The organism is Streptomyces sp. NBC_01298 (assembly GCF_035978755.1).
In the GTDB taxonomy this organism is placed as follows: Bacteria; Actinomycetota; Actinomycetes; order Streptomycetales; family Streptomycetaceae; genus Streptomyces.
The window spans coordinates 289,040-306,244 of the sequence record NZ_CP108414.1; the positions used below are offsets into that span (position 1 = coordinate 289,040).

Annotated in this window: 17 protein-coding genes; 9 read left to right on the forward strand and 8 right to left on the reverse strand. The window is 73.5% G+C overall.

Translation table 11 applies throughout. From position 1 onward, the window contains the following. Positions 1 to 145 precede the first annotated feature (145 nt). Positions 146 to 802 carry a TetR/AcrR family transcriptional regulator gene (locus tag OG730_RS01320; RefSeq protein WP_327302343.1) on the reverse strand — a complete coding sequence of 219 codons (657 nt, stop codon included), beginning with the start codon at positions 800 to 802 and terminating at the stop codon, positions 146 to 148. Positions 803 to 907: 105 nt separating this feature from the next. Between OG730_RS01320 and OG730_RS01325 the strand changes: the two genes are divergently transcribed. Then, positions 908 to 1,942, forward strand: a complete 1,035-nt coding sequence (locus OG730_RS01325) for an aldo/keto reductase (protein ID WP_327302344.1) — start codon at positions 908 to 910, stop codon at positions 1,940 to 1,942. A 13-nt stretch (positions 1,943 to 1,955) separates the two neighbouring features. Here OG730_RS01325 and OG730_RS01330 read toward each other — a convergent pair whose 3' ends face one another. The 4 genes from OG730_RS01330 to OG730_RS01345 all read right to left on the reverse strand — a co-directional run bounded on the left by OG730_RS01330 (position 1,956) and on the right by OG730_RS01345 (position 4,258). Further along, on the reverse strand, positions 1,956 to 2,216 hold the full coding sequence (locus OG730_RS01330; protein ID WP_327302345.1) for a hypothetical protein: 261 nt from the start codon (positions 2,214 to 2,216) through the stop codon (positions 1,956 to 1,958). Next, the gene (locus OG730_RS01335) at positions 2,213 to 2,518 is read right to left on the reverse strand and encodes a DUF6247 family protein (protein ID WP_327302346.1); all 306 of its coding nucleotides are present in this window, start codon (positions 2,516 to 2,518) and stop codon (positions 2,213 to 2,215) included. The genes OG730_RS01330 and OG730_RS01335 overlap by 4 nt, the downstream gene beginning before the upstream one ends. 64 nt (positions 2,519 to 2,582) lie before the next feature. Next, on the reverse strand, positions 2,583 to 3,209 hold the full coding sequence (locus OG730_RS01340; RefSeq protein WP_327302347.1) for a TetR/AcrR family transcriptional regulator: 627 nt from the start codon (positions 3,207 to 3,209) through the stop codon (positions 2,583 to 2,585). Then, on the reverse strand, positions 3,206 to 4,258 hold the full coding sequence (locus OG730_RS01345) for a redoxin domain-containing protein (RefSeq protein WP_327302348.1): 1,053 nt from the start codon (positions 4,256 to 4,258) through the stop codon (positions 3,206 to 3,208). The genes OG730_RS01340 and OG730_RS01345 overlap by 4 nt, the downstream gene beginning before the upstream one ends. Positions 4,259 to 4,368: 110 nt before the next feature. Here OG730_RS01345 and OG730_RS01350 point away from each other — a divergent pair, with 110 nt between their 5' ends. Then, the gene (locus OG730_RS01350) at positions 4,369 to 5,286 is read left to right on the forward strand and encodes an NAD-dependent protein deacetylase (RefSeq protein ID WP_327302349.1); all 918 of its coding nucleotides are present in this window, start codon (positions 4,369 to 4,371) and stop codon (positions 5,284 to 5,286) included. Between the two features lie 82 nt (positions 5,287 to 5,368). Beyond that, positions 5,369 to 5,908 carry an EF-hand domain-containing protein gene (locus tag OG730_RS01355; RefSeq protein WP_327302350.1) on the forward strand — a complete coding sequence of 180 codons (540 nt, stop codon included), beginning with the start codon at positions 5,369 to 5,371 and terminating at the stop codon, positions 5,906 to 5,908. Between the two features lie 35 nt (positions 5,909 to 5,943). Here OG730_RS01355 and OG730_RS01360 read toward each other — a convergent pair whose 3' ends face one another. Further along, positions 5,944 to 7,005 (reverse strand): oxygenase MpaB family protein, encoded by a 1,062-nt coding sequence (locus OG730_RS01360; RefSeq protein WP_327302351.1) that lies wholly within the window; start codon positions 7,003 to 7,005, stop codon positions 5,944 to 5,946. 97 nt (positions 7,006 to 7,102) lie between these two features. Between OG730_RS01360 and OG730_RS01365 the strand changes: the two genes are divergently transcribed. Together OG730_RS01365 and OG730_RS01370 are read left to right on the forward strand one after the other, a co-directional pair. After that, a complete protein-coding gene (locus tag OG730_RS01365) occupies positions 7,103 to 7,741 on the forward strand; it encodes a TetR/AcrR family transcriptional regulator (protein WP_327302352.1) in 639 nt (212 codons plus the stop codon). A 270-nt stretch (positions 7,742 to 8,011) separates the two neighbouring features. Next, entirely contained in the window at positions 8,012 to 9,373 is a 1,362-nt protein-coding gene (locus tag OG730_RS01370) for an MFS transporter (RefSeq protein ID WP_327302353.1), read from the forward strand. A gap of 54 nt (positions 9,374 to 9,427) precedes the next feature. Here the strand turns inward: OG730_RS01370 and OG730_RS01375 are convergent, their stop codons facing one another. Both OG730_RS01375 and OG730_RS01380 read right to left on the reverse strand, forming a co-directional pair. Then, positions 9,428 to 11,065, reverse strand: coding sequence for a glycoside hydrolase family 13 protein (locus OG730_RS01375; protein WP_327302354.1), 1,638 nt, complete (start codon positions 11,063 to 11,065; stop codon positions 9,428 to 9,430). 97 nt (positions 11,066 to 11,162) lie between these two features. Continuing rightward, positions 11,163 to 12,125, reverse strand: coding sequence for a helix-turn-helix domain-containing protein (locus OG730_RS01380; RefSeq protein ID WP_327302355.1), 963 nt, complete (start codon positions 12,123 to 12,125; stop codon positions 11,163 to 11,165). Between the two features lie 143 nt (positions 12,126 to 12,268). Here OG730_RS01380 and OG730_RS01385 point away from each other — a divergent pair, with 143 nt between their 5' ends. The 4 genes from OG730_RS01385 to OG730_RS01400 all read left to right on the forward strand — a co-directional run bounded on the left by OG730_RS01385 (position 12,269) and on the right by OG730_RS01400 (position 17,166). Continuing rightward, positions 12,269 to 13,297 (forward strand): saccharopine dehydrogenase family protein, encoded by a 1,029-nt coding sequence (locus tag OG730_RS01385; protein ID WP_327302356.1) that lies wholly within the window; start codon positions 12,269 to 12,271, stop codon positions 13,295 to 13,297. A 134-nt stretch (positions 13,298 to 13,431) separates the two neighbouring features. Continuing rightward, positions 13,432 to 14,049 carry a GOLPH3/VPS74 family protein gene (locus tag OG730_RS01390; protein WP_327302357.1) on the forward strand — a complete coding sequence of 206 codons (618 nt, stop codon included), beginning with the start codon at positions 13,432 to 13,434 and terminating at the stop codon, positions 14,047 to 14,049. 742 nt (positions 14,050 to 14,791) lie between these two features. Then, positions 14,792 to 15,772: a hypothetical protein gene (locus OG730_RS01395; RefSeq protein ID WP_327302358.1), complete on the forward strand. Its 981-nt coding sequence runs from the start codon at positions 14,792 to 14,794 to the stop codon at positions 15,770 to 15,772. 14 nt (positions 15,773 to 15,786) lie between these two features. Further along, positions 15,787 to 17,166, forward strand: coding sequence for an MFS transporter (locus tag OG730_RS01400; RefSeq protein ID WP_327302359.1), 1,380 nt, complete (start codon positions 15,787 to 15,789; stop codon positions 17,164 to 17,166). Positions 17,167 to 17,205 lie beyond the last annotated feature (39 nt).

Here is a 17,205-nt window from a genome sequence, read left to right on the forward strand (position 1 = left end):
TGGCTTCCTGAGCTGGGACTCTATGCGGCGGCGTGCTGTTGTCGAGCACTTTCCCCGCATCCGGCAATCTACCCATAACCCGCGCCGCGCCGCGGCGCCGCCTCCACGCCCCGGCCGTACGGGAGCCCTTAACCCAGGGGCCCCCTCACGCCTCCCGTACGTACGCCCCCGCGCGCGCGGCCGCCACCACCGCGGCCGCCGAGCGGTCGGCATGGGCCTCGTCGAGCGGGAGGGTCGTGGTCAGGAGGCGGTAGTAGAGGGGGGCGGACACCGCGCGGACCACCTCGTGCGGGTCGGTCCCCCCGGGCAGTTCTCCGCGGACCACGGCCTCCCCGACGCACGGAGCCCACTCCTCGACGCGCACGGCGTAGAACCCGTGCAGCGATTCGGCCGCCTTCGGGTCGTACGTGGCGGCCGCGATCACCGCCTTGAACAGGGCTCCTTGCCGGGGGTCGGCCAGGGTGCGGCACACCAGCCGGGCGTTGGCCGTCAGGTCCCCGAGGAGCGAACCCGTCCTCGCCCGCGGAACGGACTGCTGCGCCATGTCCGCGAGCAGGTCCGCCACGAGGCCGGCGACGGTGCCCCAGCGGCGGTAGACGGTGGTCTTGCCGACGTCCGCGCGGCGCGCGACGTCGGCGAGGTCCAGGTGCGCGAAACCCCGCTCGGCCAGGACGTCCTCGGCGGCCCGGAGCACGGCCTCCCGCACGCGCGCCGTACGGCCTCCGGGCCGCGCGCTCCCCGGCCCGGCCGCCGGGGCGGCCGGGCCCTCCACCCTGTCCGGTCCGGCGTCGGTGAACTCCATAACGGGACTCCAGTTCCATTAGCTGCCAGGACTTGATACGCTCGGGCCATCTTAACGGAACCGCAGACCCATTAGATGGATGCGCGGGCGATGAGAGGATGCGTCATGGAGTACAGGCGGCTGGGTGCGTCCGGGCTTCTGGTCCCGGAACTGAGCTTCGGAGCGGGCACCTTCGGCGGGCAGGGGCCGCTCTTCGGCGCCTGGGGCGACACCGGCGTACAGCAGGCGCGCCGCCTCGTGGACATCTGCGTCGATGCCGGGGTCACGATGTTCGACACCGCCGACGTCTACTCCGCCGGCGCCTCGGAGGAGGTCCTGGGGGCCGCCCTCAAGGGGCGCCGGGACCAGGTGCTCATCTCCACCAAGGCAGGCCTCCCCACGAGCGACGGCCCCGGCGGGGCGGGGACCTCCCGGGCCCGCCTGATCACGTCCGTCGACGACGCCCTGCGCCGCCTGGACACCGACTACATCGACCTGTTCCAGCTGCACGCCTTCGACGCCGGCACCCCCGTCGAGGAGGTGCTGTCCACCCTGGACGACCTGGTCCGGGCGGGGAAGATCCGTTACACCGGCATCTCGAACTTCTCCGGCTGGCAGGCGATGAAGTCCCTCGCCGCGGCCGACCGGCACGGCCGCCCGCGTTACGTCGCCCACCAGGTCCACTACTCCCTCGTCGGCCGCGACTACGAATGGGAACTCCTGCCCCTGGCACTCGACCAGGGCCTGGGCGCGATCGTCTGGAGCCCGCTCGGCTGGGGCCGGCTCACGGGCAGGATCCGCCGCGGCGTGCCGCTGCCCGCCGGCAGCAGGCTGCACGAGACCGCCGACTACGGCCCGCCGGTCGAGGACGAGTACCTCTACCGCGTGATCGACGCCCTGGACGAGATCGCCGGGGAGACGGGCCGGGCGGTCCCCCAGATCGCCCTGCGGTGGCTGCTCCAGCGGCCGACCGTGTCCTCCGTCATCATCGGCGCCCGCAACGAGGAGCAGCTGCGCCAGAACCTCGGCGCCGTGGGCTGGACGCTCACCCCGGAGCAGATGGCGAAGCTCGACGCGGCGAGCAGCCGGACGGCCCCCTATCCCTACTTCCCGTACCACCGGCAGGAGGGCTTCGCCCGCCTCAACCCCCCGGCGGTCTGAGCCCTCAGGACCCTCAGCCCAGCCACAGGACGTTCAGCACGGACAGGCGGTGCAGGGGCCGGTTGATCCAGTAGGTGAGCGAGGTCCGGCCGACGGAGGCCAGGCGTACGTCCTGCCCCTCGGGGTCGTCGGGGTCCCACTGCGGGAATCCCCAGGGATCGGCCGCGGCGGCGTCCAGGACGTCCCAGACCACGTCCTCGGCGTGCTCGGGGAGGGTGTCGAGAACCTTCGCGGCCGGCCCGGAGAAGCGGATCGCGTACGGCTGTCCGGTCACCGGCGCCTGCTCCGCAGCTCGGCCGCCTCCACGAAGGCGCCGTCGTCGTGGCCGGACGCGACGAACGCGTCGACCGCGGGGGCGGAGGCGAGGCGGGCCTGCCAGACCTGGAGGGTCTCGTACAGCGCGGCCAGGGAGAACGTGCGGCGGGACTCCTCCAGGGCGGCGGTCCACTCCCGCTCGAAGGCCGGTACCCACTGCGGGGCACGCCGGTCGTCGCGCAGCCGGTCGAGGAGTTCGGCCGGGGCTCCCGGCGCGGGGGCGTACGGCGTGACGGTGGCGTGGTCGGGCTGCGCGCTCATCGGCTGGTCCTCCCGGCGGGTCGTACCCCCACGGTACGCGCGCGGGAGGGCGCGTGACGGCTGCTCACGGCGAGCCGTTCGCCGGCACCAGGAACGCCGCCACCGCGGCCCTGGTGAGGGTCCGGTAGCGGCGCTCCGCGGTCCGGGCCGGGAAGTGCCCCGCGAGTTCCAGGGTGATCGAGCCGTGGGCGGCGGCCCAGATGACGTCCGTGACCTCCTCCACGTCCACGTCCGGCCGGAAGACTCCGCTCTCCGCGCAGGCGCGTACGGCTTCGCGGAGGACTTCCAGGCTGGCGGCGGCGACCGCGCGGGCCTCGGGGGTGGGGGTGAAACCGGGGATGAGGCCGGCGAACATCACCTGGTAGAGGTTGCGTTCGGTGAGGGCGTTCTCGCGGTAGGCCCGGCCCAGGGCGGCCAGGTGCGCGGCCGCGTCCGCGGACGGCGGGACGGCCTCCAGGCCGCGGCGCAGCCGGTCGAAGCCTTCCTGGTACAGGGCTGCGGCGATGCCGTCCTTCGCGCCGAAGTGGCGGTAGAGGACCGTGGTCGAGCAGCCGGCCGCGGTGGCGATGCGGCGCATGGTCAGGGCGGCCGGGCCCTCCGCGGCGAGGAGTTGCGCGGCCAGGTCGAGGAGGGCCGCGCGCAGGGCCTCCTGGCCTTCGAGCTGGGCGCGGGCGAAGAGGCCGCCGCTCATGCCCGCTGCCAGTCGCCGAGGGGGCGGTAGATCGGGATGCCCGCTTCGGTGAGGGCGGTGCGCTTGGCGAAGTACTCGTCGCCCATCGGGTCCGTGCCGCGCAGCGGCATGGTTCCGCGCCAGATCGTCAGGTCCTCGGGGGCGAGGTGCTCGGCCCGGGCGAAGTGCCGTTCGGCGTCGGCCGTTCGGCCTGCCCGGTGGAGCCAGAGGGCCAGGGCCGCTTCGGTACGGGCCGACTGCTGGGTCGCCGTGGCGCGGCGGGTGTGGCGGGTGACGTCCTCCTCGGACAGGCCGCTGTCGCCGGTCAGGACCCAACGGTCCAGTGCGGCCAGCGCCGCGCCCGAGTCCAGACCCGACAGTTCGCGGAACAGGTCCGTCGCGAACTGCGTGTCGTTGGGTCGGGCGACCTTGCCCTTCTCGTCGATCCACAGGACGGTCGGGACGTTCAGGACGTCGTAGAGGTCGGCCACGAAGCCGTCGGTGTCGATGAGCGCGGGGTGGGTGACGGCGGCCTCGGCGATCCACGGCGCGGCGTCGGCGACGCGGCGGTCCACCGCGACGCTGAGGACGCTGAAGCCGTGGGCGGCGAGTGCGGCGTGGCGGCGCTCCCACTCGGGGAGGTCGTAGCGGCAGCCGCACCACGAGCCCCAGAAGACCAGGGCGACCTTGCGGCCGCGCAGCTCGCTCAGCGAGTGCGGCACGCCGTCGGCGTCGGGGAGGGTGAAGTCGGGGGCGGTGGCACCGGCCAGGGCCTGGGAGCGTTCCCGCGCGGAGACTCCGAGGGCGATCACTCCGGTGTCGGTCGCGACCGGGCGGTCGAGGATCCCGGCGAACGCCACGGGGTCGAGCAGCCCCTCGTGTTCGGCCCGGGCGGCGGCCGAGGCGGGTACGCAGAGGTCGCCCCGGCACCAGCCGTGCGGTTTGCGGACCCAGCCGAGAGCCCGTTCGGCTTCCTCCGCGGTCAGCAGGACGCGGCCCGCCGGGCCCTCGTCCGCGGCCACGACGGTTTCCCTGCCATCGTCCAGGATCGTGACGTGCGTGCCGTTCATGACAACCCCCGGTGCGCTCGTGCGGAAACTGCGTATTGCAAAAATAACAGCGTTATCACCTGCCTGGCAACCCGCCTGCCGAGGGGTGAGGACATCGGTACGCTGGCGGCATGCGTACGCGCCCCACCTTGAGCTGGACCCCGACCGCGGACCTGCCGCCCGGCACCACGGACCCGGGGCCGGTCGCCGACGCGCTGCGGGCCGGCGGGGTGCTGGTGCTCAGCGGGGCCGGGATGTCCACGGAGTCGGGCATCCCCGACTACCGGGGCGAGCGGGGCAGCCTGCGCCGGCACACGCCCATGACCTACCAGGAGTTCACCGGCGGGGAACCGGCCCGGCGGCGCTACTGGGCACGCAGCCACCTCGGCTGGCGCACGTTCGGGCGCGCCGCGCCCAATGCCGGGCACCGGGCCGTCGCGGCGTTCGCGCGGTCCGGGATGCTCGCCGGCGTGATCACCCAGAACGTGGACGGCCTGCACCAGGCCGCGGGCAGCGAGGGGGTGGTGGAGCTCCACGGAAGCCTGGGCCGGGTCGTCTGCCTCTCCTGCGGGGACCTCAGCCCGCGCCGGGAGCTCGCCCGGCGGCTGGAGGAGGCGAACGCGGGCTTCGCGCCGACGCCCGCCGCGCTGAACCCGGACGGTGACGCCGACCTCACCGACGCGCAGGTCGTGGACTTCCGCCCGGTCCCCTGCGCGATCTGCGGCGGCATCCTCAAGCCGGACGTGGTGTTCTTCGGCGAGAACGTCCCGCCGCGGCGCGTCGAGCACTGCCGGGAACTGGTCGACGCGGCGACCTCGCTGCTGGTCCTGGGCTCCTCGCTGACGGTGATGTCCGGGCTCCGGTTCGTCCGCCAGGCGGCCCGGGCGGGCAAGCCCGTACTGATCGTCAACCGGGACCCGACCCGCGGCGACCGCGACGCCGCCGCGCGGATCGCCCTCCCCCTGGGAACGACCCTCACCGCCCTGGCCGGCGGGCTGGGCGTCCCCCTCGACGAGCGGACGAGCGGGCCGCGCACCACTGAGGGGTGACCCCTCGCCCACATGTGCCCGTGGAGGAGGGGGCGCGCCCCCGCCTAGAGTTACGCGCTGTCCGCTACGAGGGAGGCCCGTCATGGCCAGCGCGTTTCAGGAGCAGAAGCTCAGGGGGATGTTCGCCGCGTTCGACGCGGACGGTGACGGCTATCTGCGCGAGCGGGACTTCGCGGCGCTCGTCGACCGCTGGAGCCGGCTCCCGGGAGTGGGCCCCGGGACGGAGCTGCGCGCACGCGTCGAGGCACTGCTGATGGGCTGGTGGGCGGCGCTGCTCGAAGCGGGCGACGCGAACGGGGACGGCGCGGTCGACATGGGCGAGCTGCTCTCCCTCGTCGACAGGCTGCCCGCGATGGTCGCGGAGGTCACCGCGACCGCCGACACCGTGTTCGCCGCCGTGGACTCCAACGGCGACGGCCGCATCTCGCCGGAGGAACACCACCGGCTCGTCGAGACCTGGAACGGGCAGCCCGTGGACATGACGGGCGTCTTCGAACTGCTCGACCTGAACGGCGACGGGCACCTCAGCCGCGAGGAATTCGCGCTGCTGTGGCGCCAGTTCTGGATGAGCGACGACCCGGCGGAACCGGGCAACTGGCTCTGCGGCCGGTTCGCGCACTAGGTCGTCTCTTTCGAATCTTTTCGGATCCCGCCGCGTCAGGCCAGCGGGCCGAGCACCTCCTGGGATTCGATGAGTCCCTGCTCGCTCGGGGGCTTCCCGTCGCCGAAGACCCGTACCGCCTGGCGCGCCCTGAACTCGGCGTGCGCCTCGGCGGGCTTCGCGTAGCCGTATCGGGTACGGGCCTGCTCGGGGGTGAGGACCTCCTCGACGCGGGGCGGGACGCCCAGCTTGACGGGAGCGACCACCGTGACCGTGGAGGGGGAGAGCATCCCCAGCAGGAACAGTTCGACGCGGGGGCTGAGGTGGGCGAGCGCGAAGGAGGCCCGCATCACCGGGACCACGAGCACGTCCAGGACGCGCGACTGCCGGATCTGCGCCATCTCCCGCATCCAGCGGGGCATGGTGGCGATGGTCGCGATCCGGTGCGTCCTCGCCACGACCGTCCGCGCCGGCTTCATCCACCACTGGGTCGGCGGCAGGACGAGGTCGGTGTTCAGGAGGTGGTTCATGGCCTGCCGGGCGATCGGGCTGGCCTCCAGCCGCGGGCGCATGCTCTCGAAGTACGCCCGGATTCCCGCGCGGTCGCGCGGGACGTCGTCGGGCGAGCAGGTCTGGAACTCCGCGGCGAGGGCGCAGGACTCCCAGTACTCCTTCTCCTCCTCGGCGGTGAGCTTGCCGGGCCCGTACTTCTCGTAGGCGTAGAGGATCGAGTGCCAGCCGGTGAGCTGTATCCACAGCTGCGAGGCGGGGTCGTTGGCGTCGTAGGTGCCCTCGCCGTAGGGCAGGTGACCGATGGCCTTCGAGTGGACCTTGACCAGGACGTCGGCCGCCTTGCACACCTGGTCCGAGCCGGCGAAGGCCACCATGGCGAAGTAGCGCAGGGTGCGGTCGTAGCGGGTGCGCGTGCGGTCGTAGATGCCCTGGGTGCCGTGGACCGCGGCCACCAGCGGCGGGTCGAGCTCCTCCACGACCACGGAGCGCTGGAAGCCCACCGTGGGCGCCGTCGGGTAGCTCCACACCTTCCAGACCACCGAGCCGGGACCGAAGAACCCGTAGTCCGCGTGCGGTTCGACCTCTTTGCCGTGCAGTCGGGCCATCGGGCCGCTCCTCGTGTTCCCGGCAGCGGGTGCGTACCGCTCCCTCAATAAGACAGGACTGTCTTAAATTAAGACACGACTGTCGTAAGATGCCAAGGTGTCGACACCGACCTCTTCCAGCGACAGGCCGCGCAGGCGGCGTCCCTACGCTCCGCGCGTCCCGATCGCCGAACGCCGCGAGCAACTGCTCGACGCGGCCCTCGCCGTGATCGTGAACGACGGGTACGGCCGGGTATCGATCGACGCGATCGCCAAACGGGCGCAGGTCGCCCGCTCGGTGGTCTACGGGGCCTTCGAGGACCTGGACGACCTGCTGCTCACCCTCCTCGACCGACAGCAGGAGCTCGCGTTCACCCGCCTGCTCGGATCCGTTCCCGACGCCCGCCGCACCCACGACCCGGTCGAGTTCGCCTGCGAGGCGGTGCACCGGATGGCCGCCATGCTGCGGGAGGACCCGGACACCTGGCGCCTGATCCTGCTGACCTCGGCGGGCACTCCCCCGGCCGTCCGCGCGCGCGTCGAGGCGGACCGCGAGCGGTTCCGGCGCCGGGTCGCCTCGTGGATCGCGTCCGCGCCGGACACCCGGGGGCCGGCGCCGGACCCCGAGATCCTCGCGCACGCGCTGGTCGCCTCGGCGGAGCACTTCGCGCGCCTCGCGCTCACCTCCGCCGACGCGTTCGACGCCACCCGGCTCGCCGGCCAGCTGCGGCTGCTGCTCCGCGGCATCTGGTCCTGACCCCCGGCGGACTCCGGTCCGCCGCGCCACGCCAGACCCGCCGGTCCGCGCCTGACCAGCCGTCACCGCCCATACTGACCGGGCGCCGGAACCTGGCGGCGCGATCCGCCCGACCACCCCCGGGACCAGGCCCGCAGCCCGCCCCACCCCCTGCGCGGGGGTGGCCGACCTCGGGAGCAGGACTCGACTCCGCAACCGCGGCCCTCGCCCGCAAGCCCGCCTCCGACCCGCAGGCGCTACGTCGTCGCGGCCGTGGGGTGCGCGGCGGGGATGGTCAGTCTGGACCAGACCGTCGTCGCGGTGGCCCTCGATCCGATGGCGCACAGCCTCGGGCTGACCACCTTCATGATGCACGGCGTGGTGCTCGTCTACGTCCTCGCGCTGGCGGCGTTCGTGCCGGTCGGGGGCATGCTGGCGCGCCGGATCGGCCGGCTGACCACCTTCCGCGCCGGCGCCGCGCTCTTCGCCGCCGCCTCGGGGCTCTGCGCGCTGGCCCCCTCGGGCGGCGCCGCCGAGCCGTACCTGGTCGTGGTGCGGGCCGTACAGGGCGTCGGCGGCGCGCTGATGATGCCGGTGGCCACGTCCGTGATCGCGGACGTGTACGAGGAACGGGACCGGGGCAGGGCCCTGGCCGTCTACGCCGGTCTGGCCCAGCTCTTCCTCGTCCTCGGCCCGATCGTGGGCGCCGTCCTCACCCAACTCCTGGGCTGGCGCTCCGTCTTCCTCGTCAACCTGCCCGTCGGCGCGGCCTGCCTGTGGATGATGGCACGCGCGCGGCTGAGCAACCGGGCGCAGGGCGGCGCCCTGTCCGTGGTCCAGCCGCTCGTGGTGATCCTCTCCCTCGTGTTGCTCGTCCTCGGGCTGTACCAGTGCGGGGTCTGGGGCTTCACCGACGCCAGGGCGCTCGCGGCGCTCGCGGCCGGCTCCGGGGCGGTGCTCCTGGCGGTGCGGCTCATCCTGAGGTCCCGCCACCCCCTCCTCGACCTGCGCCTGCTGGGCATCCGCCCGTACGCCGTGGCCGTGGCGCTCACCTTCCTGGTGCAGGCACCCCAGCTGATCCTGCTGGTGCACGGCACGGTCTACCTGCGCCAGGCCCTGGGCCTCTCGCTCCTCGCCACCGGCACCTCCCTGCTCCCCCTGGTCGCCGCCTCGGCGGCGGGAACCTTCCTCTCCGGGTACCTGCTGGACCGCTACCGCTCCCTCCGGGTGCCCGTCCTGCTCGGACTCACGGCGGCCACCGTCGGCGCGGTGGCCTGGACGGCCGTCCTGCCGGCGCGCGAGTACCTCTGGCAGGTCCCCGGGATGCTCCTCGCGGGAGTCGGGATGGGACTCCCGGTTCCCGCCCTGAGCGCCGAGCTCATGCGCGCGGTTCCCCCGGAGAAGCGGCCCGACGCCTCCGTCCTGCGCCAGAGCATCCGGCAACTGGGCGGCGCGGTCGGGCTGGCGGCGGCGGGGGCCGCCGCACTGGCCGCCAACGAGGACGCCGCCGACCGGGCGGGCGTCATCACCGTCACCGCCACCTCGGCGGCCTTCGCGGTCGCCTGCTGCGTCCTGGCCGTCACCCTGCCGCTGGCCGTCGCCACCCTGCCGCGCGGGGCCCGTACCGGCGGGCGGCGGAACGCGGGCCGTTGAGCCCCGGCCCGCCGTCCCCGCACCGGCCCACGGCCCGCCCGCGCCGCGGCTGGTTCAGCGCAGCCAGACCGCGGTGTCCGGGGGCAGGGTGCCGTTCTCCGCGGGGCCGCTGGCGATCAGGACCTCCGTGTGGTCCGGCAGCACGAGCGGCGTTCCCGAGAGGTTCACCAGGCAGCGTACGGAGGACCCCGCCGCGGTGCGGGCGAAGGAGAGCACGCCCGCCGGGGCGGACAGCCAGGCGAACTCCCCTTCGCGCAGGGCCGTCCGGGCGGACCGCAGGGCCAGTGCCCGGCGGTAGAAGCCGAGCATCGAGTCCGGGTCCGCGCTCTGCTCGCGCACGCTCAGGGCGTCCCACGCGGCCGGCCGGGGCAGCCAGGACCTCGCGTCCGGCGCCTCGTCCCCCCACGGGAGGGGGACCCGGCAGCCGTCCCGGCCGAGGTCCTCGCCGCCGGTCTGGAAGAACGTCGGGTCCTGTCGGAGCTCCGGCGCGATGTCCTCGACCTCGTCGAGGCCCAGCTCGTCGCCCTGGTAGACGTACACGCAGCCGGGCAGGGCCATCGTCAGCAGGGCCGCGGCCGCCGCCCGGCGGCGTCCGAGGCCGAGGTCGGCGGTGACGCCGTGGACGCGGCGGCCGTCGAGGGCGTACGAGGTGTCGGCGCGGCCGTAGCGGGTGACGTGGCGGGTGGTGTCGTGGTTCGACAGGACCCAGGTGGCGGTGGCGCCGACCGGAGCGTGCTCGGCGAGGGTGGAGTCGATGACCGTGCGCAGGGCCGTGGCGTCCCAGGGGCTCTGCAGGAAGGGGAAGTTGAAGGCCGTGTGCAGTTCGTCCGGGCGCAGGTACCGGGCGAAGCGTTCGGGGTCGGAGGTCCACACCTCGCCCACGAAGACCGGGTCGTGGTCGTAGGCGTCGAGGACCTTGTGCCAGGCGCGGTAGATCTCGTGGACGCCGTCCTGGTCGGCCCAGGGGGTGGGCCCGCTCTCGTGGTCGGGCAGCGCCGGGTCCTTGACGAGGTTGTCGGCGACGTCGATGCGGAAGCCGTCGACGCCCCGGTCGAGCCAGAAGCGCAGGATCGACTCGAACTCCGCGTGGACCTCCGGGTTCTCCCAGTTGAAGTCGGGCTGTTCGGGGGCGAACCGGTGCAGGTACCACTCGCCGGGCGCGCCGTCGGCTTCGGTCACCCGCCGCCAGCCGGCGCCTCCGAAGACGGACTGCCAGTTGTTGGGCGGCAGTTCGCCGTGCTCACCGCGACCGGGTCGGAACCAGAAGCGCGCCCGCTCGGGCGAGCCGGGGCCGGCCTCGAGGGCCGCGCGGAACCAGGGGTGCTGGTCCGAGCAGTGGTTGGGGACGATGTCGACGATCACCCTGATGCCCGCGTCGTGCGCCTCGGACACCAGCGCCTCGGCCTCGGCCAGGGTGCCGAACACCGGGTCGATGTCCCGGTAGTCGGCGATGTCGTAGCCGCCGTCGGCCATCGGGGACGGGTACCAGGGGCTGATCCACACCGCGTCCACGCCGAGTCGGCGCAGGTACGGGAGCCGGGCACGGATCCCGGCGAGGTCGCCGATCCCGTCGCCGTCGCCGTCCGCGAAACTGCGCGGGTATATCTGGTAGATCGCGGCACTGCGCCACCAGGCGGAAGGTGAAGCGGAACGGGATGCGGTGGCCGTGGTGAAGGCCTCGGGAGTCGCCATGCGGCGAATCTAGGGAGGGCCCTGCGCCGTCGTCAACGGTTCACCTGATTCTTTTGATCGAATCGATCGATACGATCGGAAACGTACGAAGATTCGCTCACGCCGTCGTACGGGCCGGGGCGGTCCGGGAGCGGAACGTACGGCGGTAGGCGTCCGGCGGCACGCCCACCGTGCGGGCGAAGTGACGGCGCAGGGTGGTGGCGGTCCCCATGCCGGTGGCCGCCGCGATCGTGTCGACGGTGTCGTCCGTGGTCTCCAGCAACTCCTGGGCGTGGCGGATGCGCTGGGTGAGCAGCCACTGCAACGGGGTAGTACCGGTAACCGACTTGAAGTGGCGGCCCAGGTGGCGTGAGCTCATCCGGGCCCGTCGGGCCAGGTCTTCCACGGTGAGCGGTTCGTCGAGGCGTTCGAGCGCCCAGGGGAAGAGGTCCGCGAGCGGATGGTTGCCGGGGGCGGGCACGGGGGTGGTGACGAACTGGGACTGGCCGCCGTCGCGGTGCGGCGGGACGACCAGCCGGCGGGCGATCTTGTTGGCGACGGCGGAGCCGTGGTCGAGGCGCACCAGGTGCAGGCACAGGTCCATGGCGGCGGCCTTGCCGGCGGAGGTCAGCACGCTGCCGTTGTCCACGTAGAGGACGTCGGGGTCCACGGTGACGAGGGGATGGCGCCTGGCCAGTTCCTCGGTGTGCGCCCAGTGCGTGGTGGCGCGCTTGCCGTCCAGCAGGCCGGCGGCGGCCAGCACGAAGGCGCCCGTGCACAGGGAGGCCACGCGCGCGCCGGCCCGGTGAGCCGCGCGGACCGCGTCGATGAGCTCGGCCGGCGGGTCCCGGTCGACGTCGGCCCAGCCGGGGACGATCACGGTGTCCGCGCGCGCGAGGTGGTCGAGGCCGTGGTCGGGTTCCAGGCGGAAGCGGTCGATGCGTACGGCGTCCGGTCCGCAGAGCGAGAACCCGTACCAGGGGTCCACGAGGTGGGTCAGGTCCGATCCGAAGACCTCGCAGGCCAGGGACAACTCGAAGTGCAGCATGCCGTCGGTGACGGCCAGTGCGACGTTGGGCATGTCCGGAAGTGTACGGGTCATGTCGTTCCGGACAGTGGTGTGCGGATGATGTTCGCGACAGGATGTTCATGACAGAGCGCGGCGGGCCCCGGAGGGTCCGCGGCGGGTCATCCGGGTACGGGCGATTGACGGGGAGCGGGACCATGGGATCAGGTCAGACGGTGGCTGTGTTCGGCGCGTACGGGCACACCGGGCGGTTCGTGGTGGCGGAACTGGTGGAGCGCGGGTTCGTGCCGGTGCTGTCGGGCCGCGACGAGGAGAAGCTGAAGGCGCTGGCGTACGAGACCGGTCTGGAGGCCCGTCCGGCGACGGTGGGCGACCCCGAAGCCCTGGACCGCGCGCTGGCCGGCACGGCCGCCGTGATCAACGCCGCCGGGCCCTTCGCCTCGACGACGGGTCCCGTGATCGAGGCGGCCCTGCGGGCCCGGATCCCCTACCTGGACGTGGCCGCCGAGCTGGAGGCCAACATCGACACCTTCGCGCACTTCGCCGACCGGGCGCGGGACGCCGGTGCGGTGATCGTCCCGGCGATGGCCTTCTTCGGCGGCCTGGGCGACCTGCTGGCCACGGCGGCCATGGGCGACTGGACCGAGGCCGACGAGGCGCACATCGCGTACGCCCTGAGCAGCTGGCACCCCACCGCGGGGACGCGGCTTTCGGGCGCGGTCTCGCGGGAGCGGCGCGGTGAGCGGCGCATGCGGTACACCGGCGGGCAGTGGGAGTACCGCACCGACGCCGCGCCCACCGTCGAGTGGCGGTTCCCCGAGCCGATGGGTGCCCGGCAGGTGATCGGGGAGTTCACGATGGCCGACGTGGTGACCGTGCCCAGCCATCTGTCGATCCCGGACGTGACCACCTACATGACGGTCGAGGCGGTCCGTGACATCGCGGCCCCCGGCACCCCGGCTCCGTCCGCGGCCGACGACAGCGGACGGTCCGACCAGACCTTCCTCGTCGACGCGGTCGTCCGCGCGGGCGGCGCCGAACGCCGCGCCGTGGCCCACGGTCAGGACATCTACGCCGTCACGGCCCCCCTCGTCGTGGAGGCCCTGGAGCGCGTCCTGACCGGCCGCACCCGCACGGTCGGGGTCGCCTCCGCGGGCGAGATCTTCGACGCACCGGACTTCCTGCGCGCCCTGTCCCCGCACATCACCCTGGAACTGCTCCCGTAGCGCTCACCTCCGCGCTTCCGGGCTCGGCGCGAATGTGACGACTTTCGAACGGCCGCGGTCGGGCCCGTCCCCGGGTGACCCCGCTGATCGATAATGGGACGGCGCCCTGCCTGCGCGGACGAGAGGATCCCTTGATGACCACACCGCGGGACTTGCTGATCATCTCCATGGACGCGGAGTCCGGTCGGAGCGTCGAACAGGGCGAGCTGTCGCTCGCGCTGGCGGGGGCCGAGATCGTCGACCTCCTCGCGGCAGGGGCCATCGGGCTCGACGGCGATCACATCGTGCCGGCGCCGGGCGAGCCGGCGCCGCCGGGTGATCCCCTGTTGGACGCGGCGGCGCGGTCGCTCGTGCGGGAGGCGCCCTACGAGTCCGTCACCGACTGGCTGTGGCGCAGGGGGCTGGGCCTGTCCGCGGGCTATCGGGCCGTCCTCGAAGAGGAGGGGCAGCTCGTACGGCAGCGCCGCCGCGGGTTCTCCCTCCGGGCCGGTGAGCTGGCTCCGGCCGATTCGGCGGCCCGCCGGCGGGCCGAGGAGCGGTGGAAGTCACAGGATCCCGTGCTCGTGCTCCTGGCGGAAGCGCTCGGGGGCGGCGGCGACCGGGGCGCGGACGCTCCGGACGTGGCCGACGACGCCGTCGCGACGGTACTGGCCGCCGTCAACGACGCGGTGGCGGAGCTGGCCGGCGTACGGCAACGCCGGGCCATCGAGAACGCGGCCTTCGACAACATCTGGCGCGGCACCGGCGGGTGACGAAGCGGCCGCGGACGACCGTGCCGGCGCGGGGAGCGCGGTGCGGCCGCGAGGTCTTCCGGGGCCTGCGCGGTCTGCCGGCCCAGGTGGAGGAACCGGCGCGCGATCGAGTCCCGGAGTTCGTACGCGGCTTGCACCCCCTGCCCGGGGAGGGTGATCAGGTTGCCGCTGCGACTTCCGCGCCGGCTCTCCTTGGCGAAGGAGTGGATATCGCTGTCGGCCACGACGATCCCCGCCCTCCCACCGTCTGGTCTGCACCGGGGTGGCCATCGCGTCCACGCGGAGCCGGATGTCGCGCAGGGCCAGGCCGAAGGGGTCGTCGCCGAGGGGACTTCGGGGGCTTCGATCGTCCGCTGGAGGCGGGCCACCATCGTGAGCATCCGCGTGGAGGTGAGGTCCGGGAGCTCTTCGTCGCAGAGGTCGTCGAAGGCGAACACCCACGCGGCGAGGTCGCTGAGCAGCTGGGCCGCGAACGGATCGGCGTACGGGGCGATCCGCACCGCGATCCGGTTCAGCCCCGCGCCCATCCGCGCCCGGCGCTCCGGCCCCCCGCCCACGGACTGGGTGGTGCGCGGTCGACCCGCACATCTCATGGAACGCGGAACGTTTCCTCAGCCACCACGGGCAACCGGGAGCACTCGTGGGGCGCCGGGAGCGCGCCGCCCGCCGCCCGGGCCGCCGGGTGCGGAGCGCCGGGACCGGAACGTGCCTACGCTGGAAGGGATCGCTGAGAGGTGAGGTCATGGCAGCGAATCCCCCCACCGCACTCGGCTCCAGGCGGCGGATGCCCGTGGTCGCCGTCGTCTGCGCCGTCGCCGCCGCGTGCCTGGTCGCCGCCGGCCCGCAGGACGGGTCCTGCCCGACCGCCCCGCCGGACAGCTTCTGGCACGCTCCCGTGGACGCGCTTCCCGTCCACCCGGACTCGGCCCGGTACGTCTCCTCGATCGGGGCCACCGAGCCCCTGCACCCGGACTTCGGGGCGGGGCTCGTCGACGGCCAGCCGTTCGGCATTCCCATCACCGTCTCGGACACGACGGTGCCGCAATCGCCGGTCTCGCTGGACATCGCCGAGGAGAGCGACGCGTCCGGGTACCGGATCCCGCGGGACGCCGCGATCGAGAACGGTCCGGCGAGCACCGGGGACCGCCACGTCGTCGTCTGGGACCGCGCCCTGTGCAAGTCCTACGAACTCTGGAACGCCACGCGGCAGGGCGACAACGCCTGGCACGCCGGCTCGGGCGCGGTCTTCGACCTGCGGAGCAACGCGCTGCGGCCCGCCGACTGGACGTCGGCCGATGCCGCCGGGCTCGCCATCCTGCCCGGGCTGGTGCGCTACGAGGAGGCCGCGGGCGGTCAGGTCGACCACGCGATCCGGATGACCGTGCCCCGCACGGACCAGAGCTACGTGTGGCCGGCCCGGCATCAGGCGGGTGCCGCCGCGGACCCGTCGCTGCCGCCCATGGGGCAGCGGCTGCGGCTCAAGAGCTCGGTGGACACCTCGGCCCTGGGACCCCAGGCCCTGGCCGTCGCCGAGGCCCTCAAGAAGTACGGGGCCATCGTCGCCGACAACGGGTCGCCCTGGTACCTCACCGGCGAGGAGAACCCCGGCTGGGACAACGCGCAGCTCAACGCGCTGAAGGGGTTCAAGGGTTCGGACTTCGAGGCGGTAGACGCGTCCGGACTCCAGCAGTCCCCGGACTCCGGAGCCGTGGCACCCCGCTGAGAGGAACCCCCCTCATGCCCGCAGAAGCGTCCGCGGCGGCACGGAAGGGAGCGTTCATCGCGGTCGCCGTCGCCCTCTTCTGCGTCCAGCTCGACTTCTTCGCGCTCAATCTGGCCATTCCCGGCATCGCGACGGAGCTCGGCGTCACGGTGTCGGCCGCGCAGTGGACCTTGTCCGCGTACATGCTCGCCATCGGGTGCTTCTTCATCATCGGCGGCCGGGTGGGCGACGTCTTCGGCCGGCGGGCGGCGCTGCTGGCCGGATCCGCCCTGTTCACCGCCGGGACCGTGGGGTGCGCGCTGGCTCCCGGCCTCGGGACGCTGGTCACGGCCCGGATCGCCCAGGGGGTGGGTGCGGCGTTCGTCTTCCCGGTGGCCGTGTCGGTCATCACCAACACCTTTCCCGAGGAGTCCCGCGGCAGGGCCTTGGGCGCCGTGTTCGGCGTCGCCAACATCGGGACCGCGATCGGGCCCTTCGTGGGCGGCGGGTTCACCGAGGGGCCCGGCTGGCGCTGGATCTTCTGGGTGATAGCGCCGCTGAGCCTGCTCTCGCTCCTCACCGCTCTCGTGTACGTCCCGGACTCCCGCGACACGTCGGCGCCGCGCGAGCTCGACGTGCTCGGCTGCGCCCTGCTCGTCGGCGCCCTCGCCGCCGTCACCCTGACCGTGGAACGGGGCGACGCCTGGGGCTGGAGCAGCGCCCGCGTTCTCGCCGGTTTCACGGTGGCGGTGGTGGGCGGCGGGCTGTTCCTGGTGCGCGAGCGGCTGGCCCGGCACCCGCTGGTCGATCTGGGGCTGTTCCGCGACGTCCCGTACGTCCTGGTCACCGGGATGGGCACGGTCACGAACATGGCCTACGGGGTCACCGTCTTCCTCGCCACCCTCTACCTCCAGGGCGTACGGGGGCTCTCACCGCTCATGGCCGGCACGGTCTTCCTCGCTCCGGCCCTGCTGGTGGCGCTCAGCGGGCCGCTGGGGGCGCGGCTGGGGCGGAGCCTGCGGCCGACGACGGTGATGGCGCTGGCCGGGATCGGCGCGGGCACGGGGATGTACGCGCTGACCCAGGTCACCGCCTGGTGGCTGTACGTACCGGTGTTCGCGTGGTGCGGGCTGGGCCTGGGGCTGGGCTGGACCTACGCGAGCGTGGCGACCCAGCAGCTCGTCCCTCCGGCCAGGGCCGGGGAGGCGTCGGGGGTCCTGCTGACGTTCCTGGTCACCGGCGGCGCGATCGCGCTGGCCGGGGCGGCCGCGGGGATCTCCGCGATGACTCCGCGGCGGTCGCCGGAGGAGGCGTACGACGCGATCCTGCGGCTGGGCGGTGCGGCCGTGCTCGCCACGGCGGTCCTCGTCCTGGCCGTGCGCCACCGGCTCGCGGCGCGGGGCGGGCACCGCTGACGATGCCGACACCGCGGGGGCGGTGGACGTCGCCGTCCT

Bases quoted from the DNA above. Each gene is read 5' to 3' on its own strand.
- OG730_RS01320 (WP_327302343.1), bottom strand. From the start codon at position 802: ATGGAGTTCACCGACGCCGGACCGGACAGGGTGGAGGGCCCGGCCGCC.
- OG730_RS01325 (WP_327302344.1), top strand. From the start codon at position 908: ATGGAGTACAGGCGGCTGGGTGCGTCCGGGCTTCTGGTCCCGGAACTG.
- OG730_RS01335 (WP_327302346.1), bottom strand. From the start codon at position 2,518: ATGAGCGCGCAGCCCGACCACGCCACCGTCACGCCGTACGCCCCCGCG.
- OG730_RS01340 (WP_327302347.1), bottom strand. From the start codon at position 3,209: ATGAGCGGCGGCCTCTTCGCCCGCGCCCAGCTCGAAGGCCAGGAGGCC.
- OG730_RS01345 (WP_327302348.1), bottom strand. From the start codon at position 4,258: ATGAACGGCACGCACGTCACGATCCTGGACGATGGCAGGGAAACCGTC.
- OG730_RS01350 (WP_327302349.1), top strand. From the start codon at position 4,369: ATGCGTACGCGCCCCACCTTGAGCTGGACCCCGACCGCGGACCTGCCG.
- OG730_RS01355 (WP_327302350.1), top strand. From the start codon at position 5,369: ATGGCCAGCGCGTTTCAGGAGCAGAAGCTCAGGGGGATGTTCGCCGCG.
- OG730_RS01360 (WP_327302351.1), bottom strand. From the start codon at position 7,005: ATGGCCCGACTGCACGGCAAAGAGGTCGAACCGCACGCGGACTACGGG.
- OG730_RS01370 (WP_327302353.1), top strand. From the start codon at position 8,012: ATGGTCAGTCTGGACCAGACCGTCGTCGCGGTGGCCCTCGATCCGATG.
- OG730_RS01375 (WP_327302354.1), bottom strand. From the start codon at position 11,065: ATGGCGACTCCCGAGGCCTTCACCACGGCCACCGCATCCCGTTCCGCT.
- OG730_RS01380 (WP_327302355.1), bottom strand. From the start codon at position 12,125: ATGCCCAACGTCGCACTGGCCGTCACCGACGGCATGCTGCACTTCGAG.
- OG730_RS01385 (WP_327302356.1), top strand. From the start codon at position 12,269: ATGGGATCAGGTCAGACGGTGGCTGTGTTCGGCGCGTACGGGCACACC.
- OG730_RS01390 (WP_327302357.1), top strand. From the start codon at position 13,432: ATGACCACACCGCGGGACTTGCTGATCATCTCCATGGACGCGGAGTCC.
- OG730_RS01395 (WP_327302358.1), top strand. From the start codon at position 14,792: ATGGCAGCGAATCCCCCCACCGCACTCGGCTCCAGGCGGCGGATGCCC.
- OG730_RS01400 (WP_327302359.1), top strand. From the start codon at position 15,787: ATGCCCGCAGAAGCGTCCGCGGCGGCACGGAAGGGAGCGTTCATCGCG.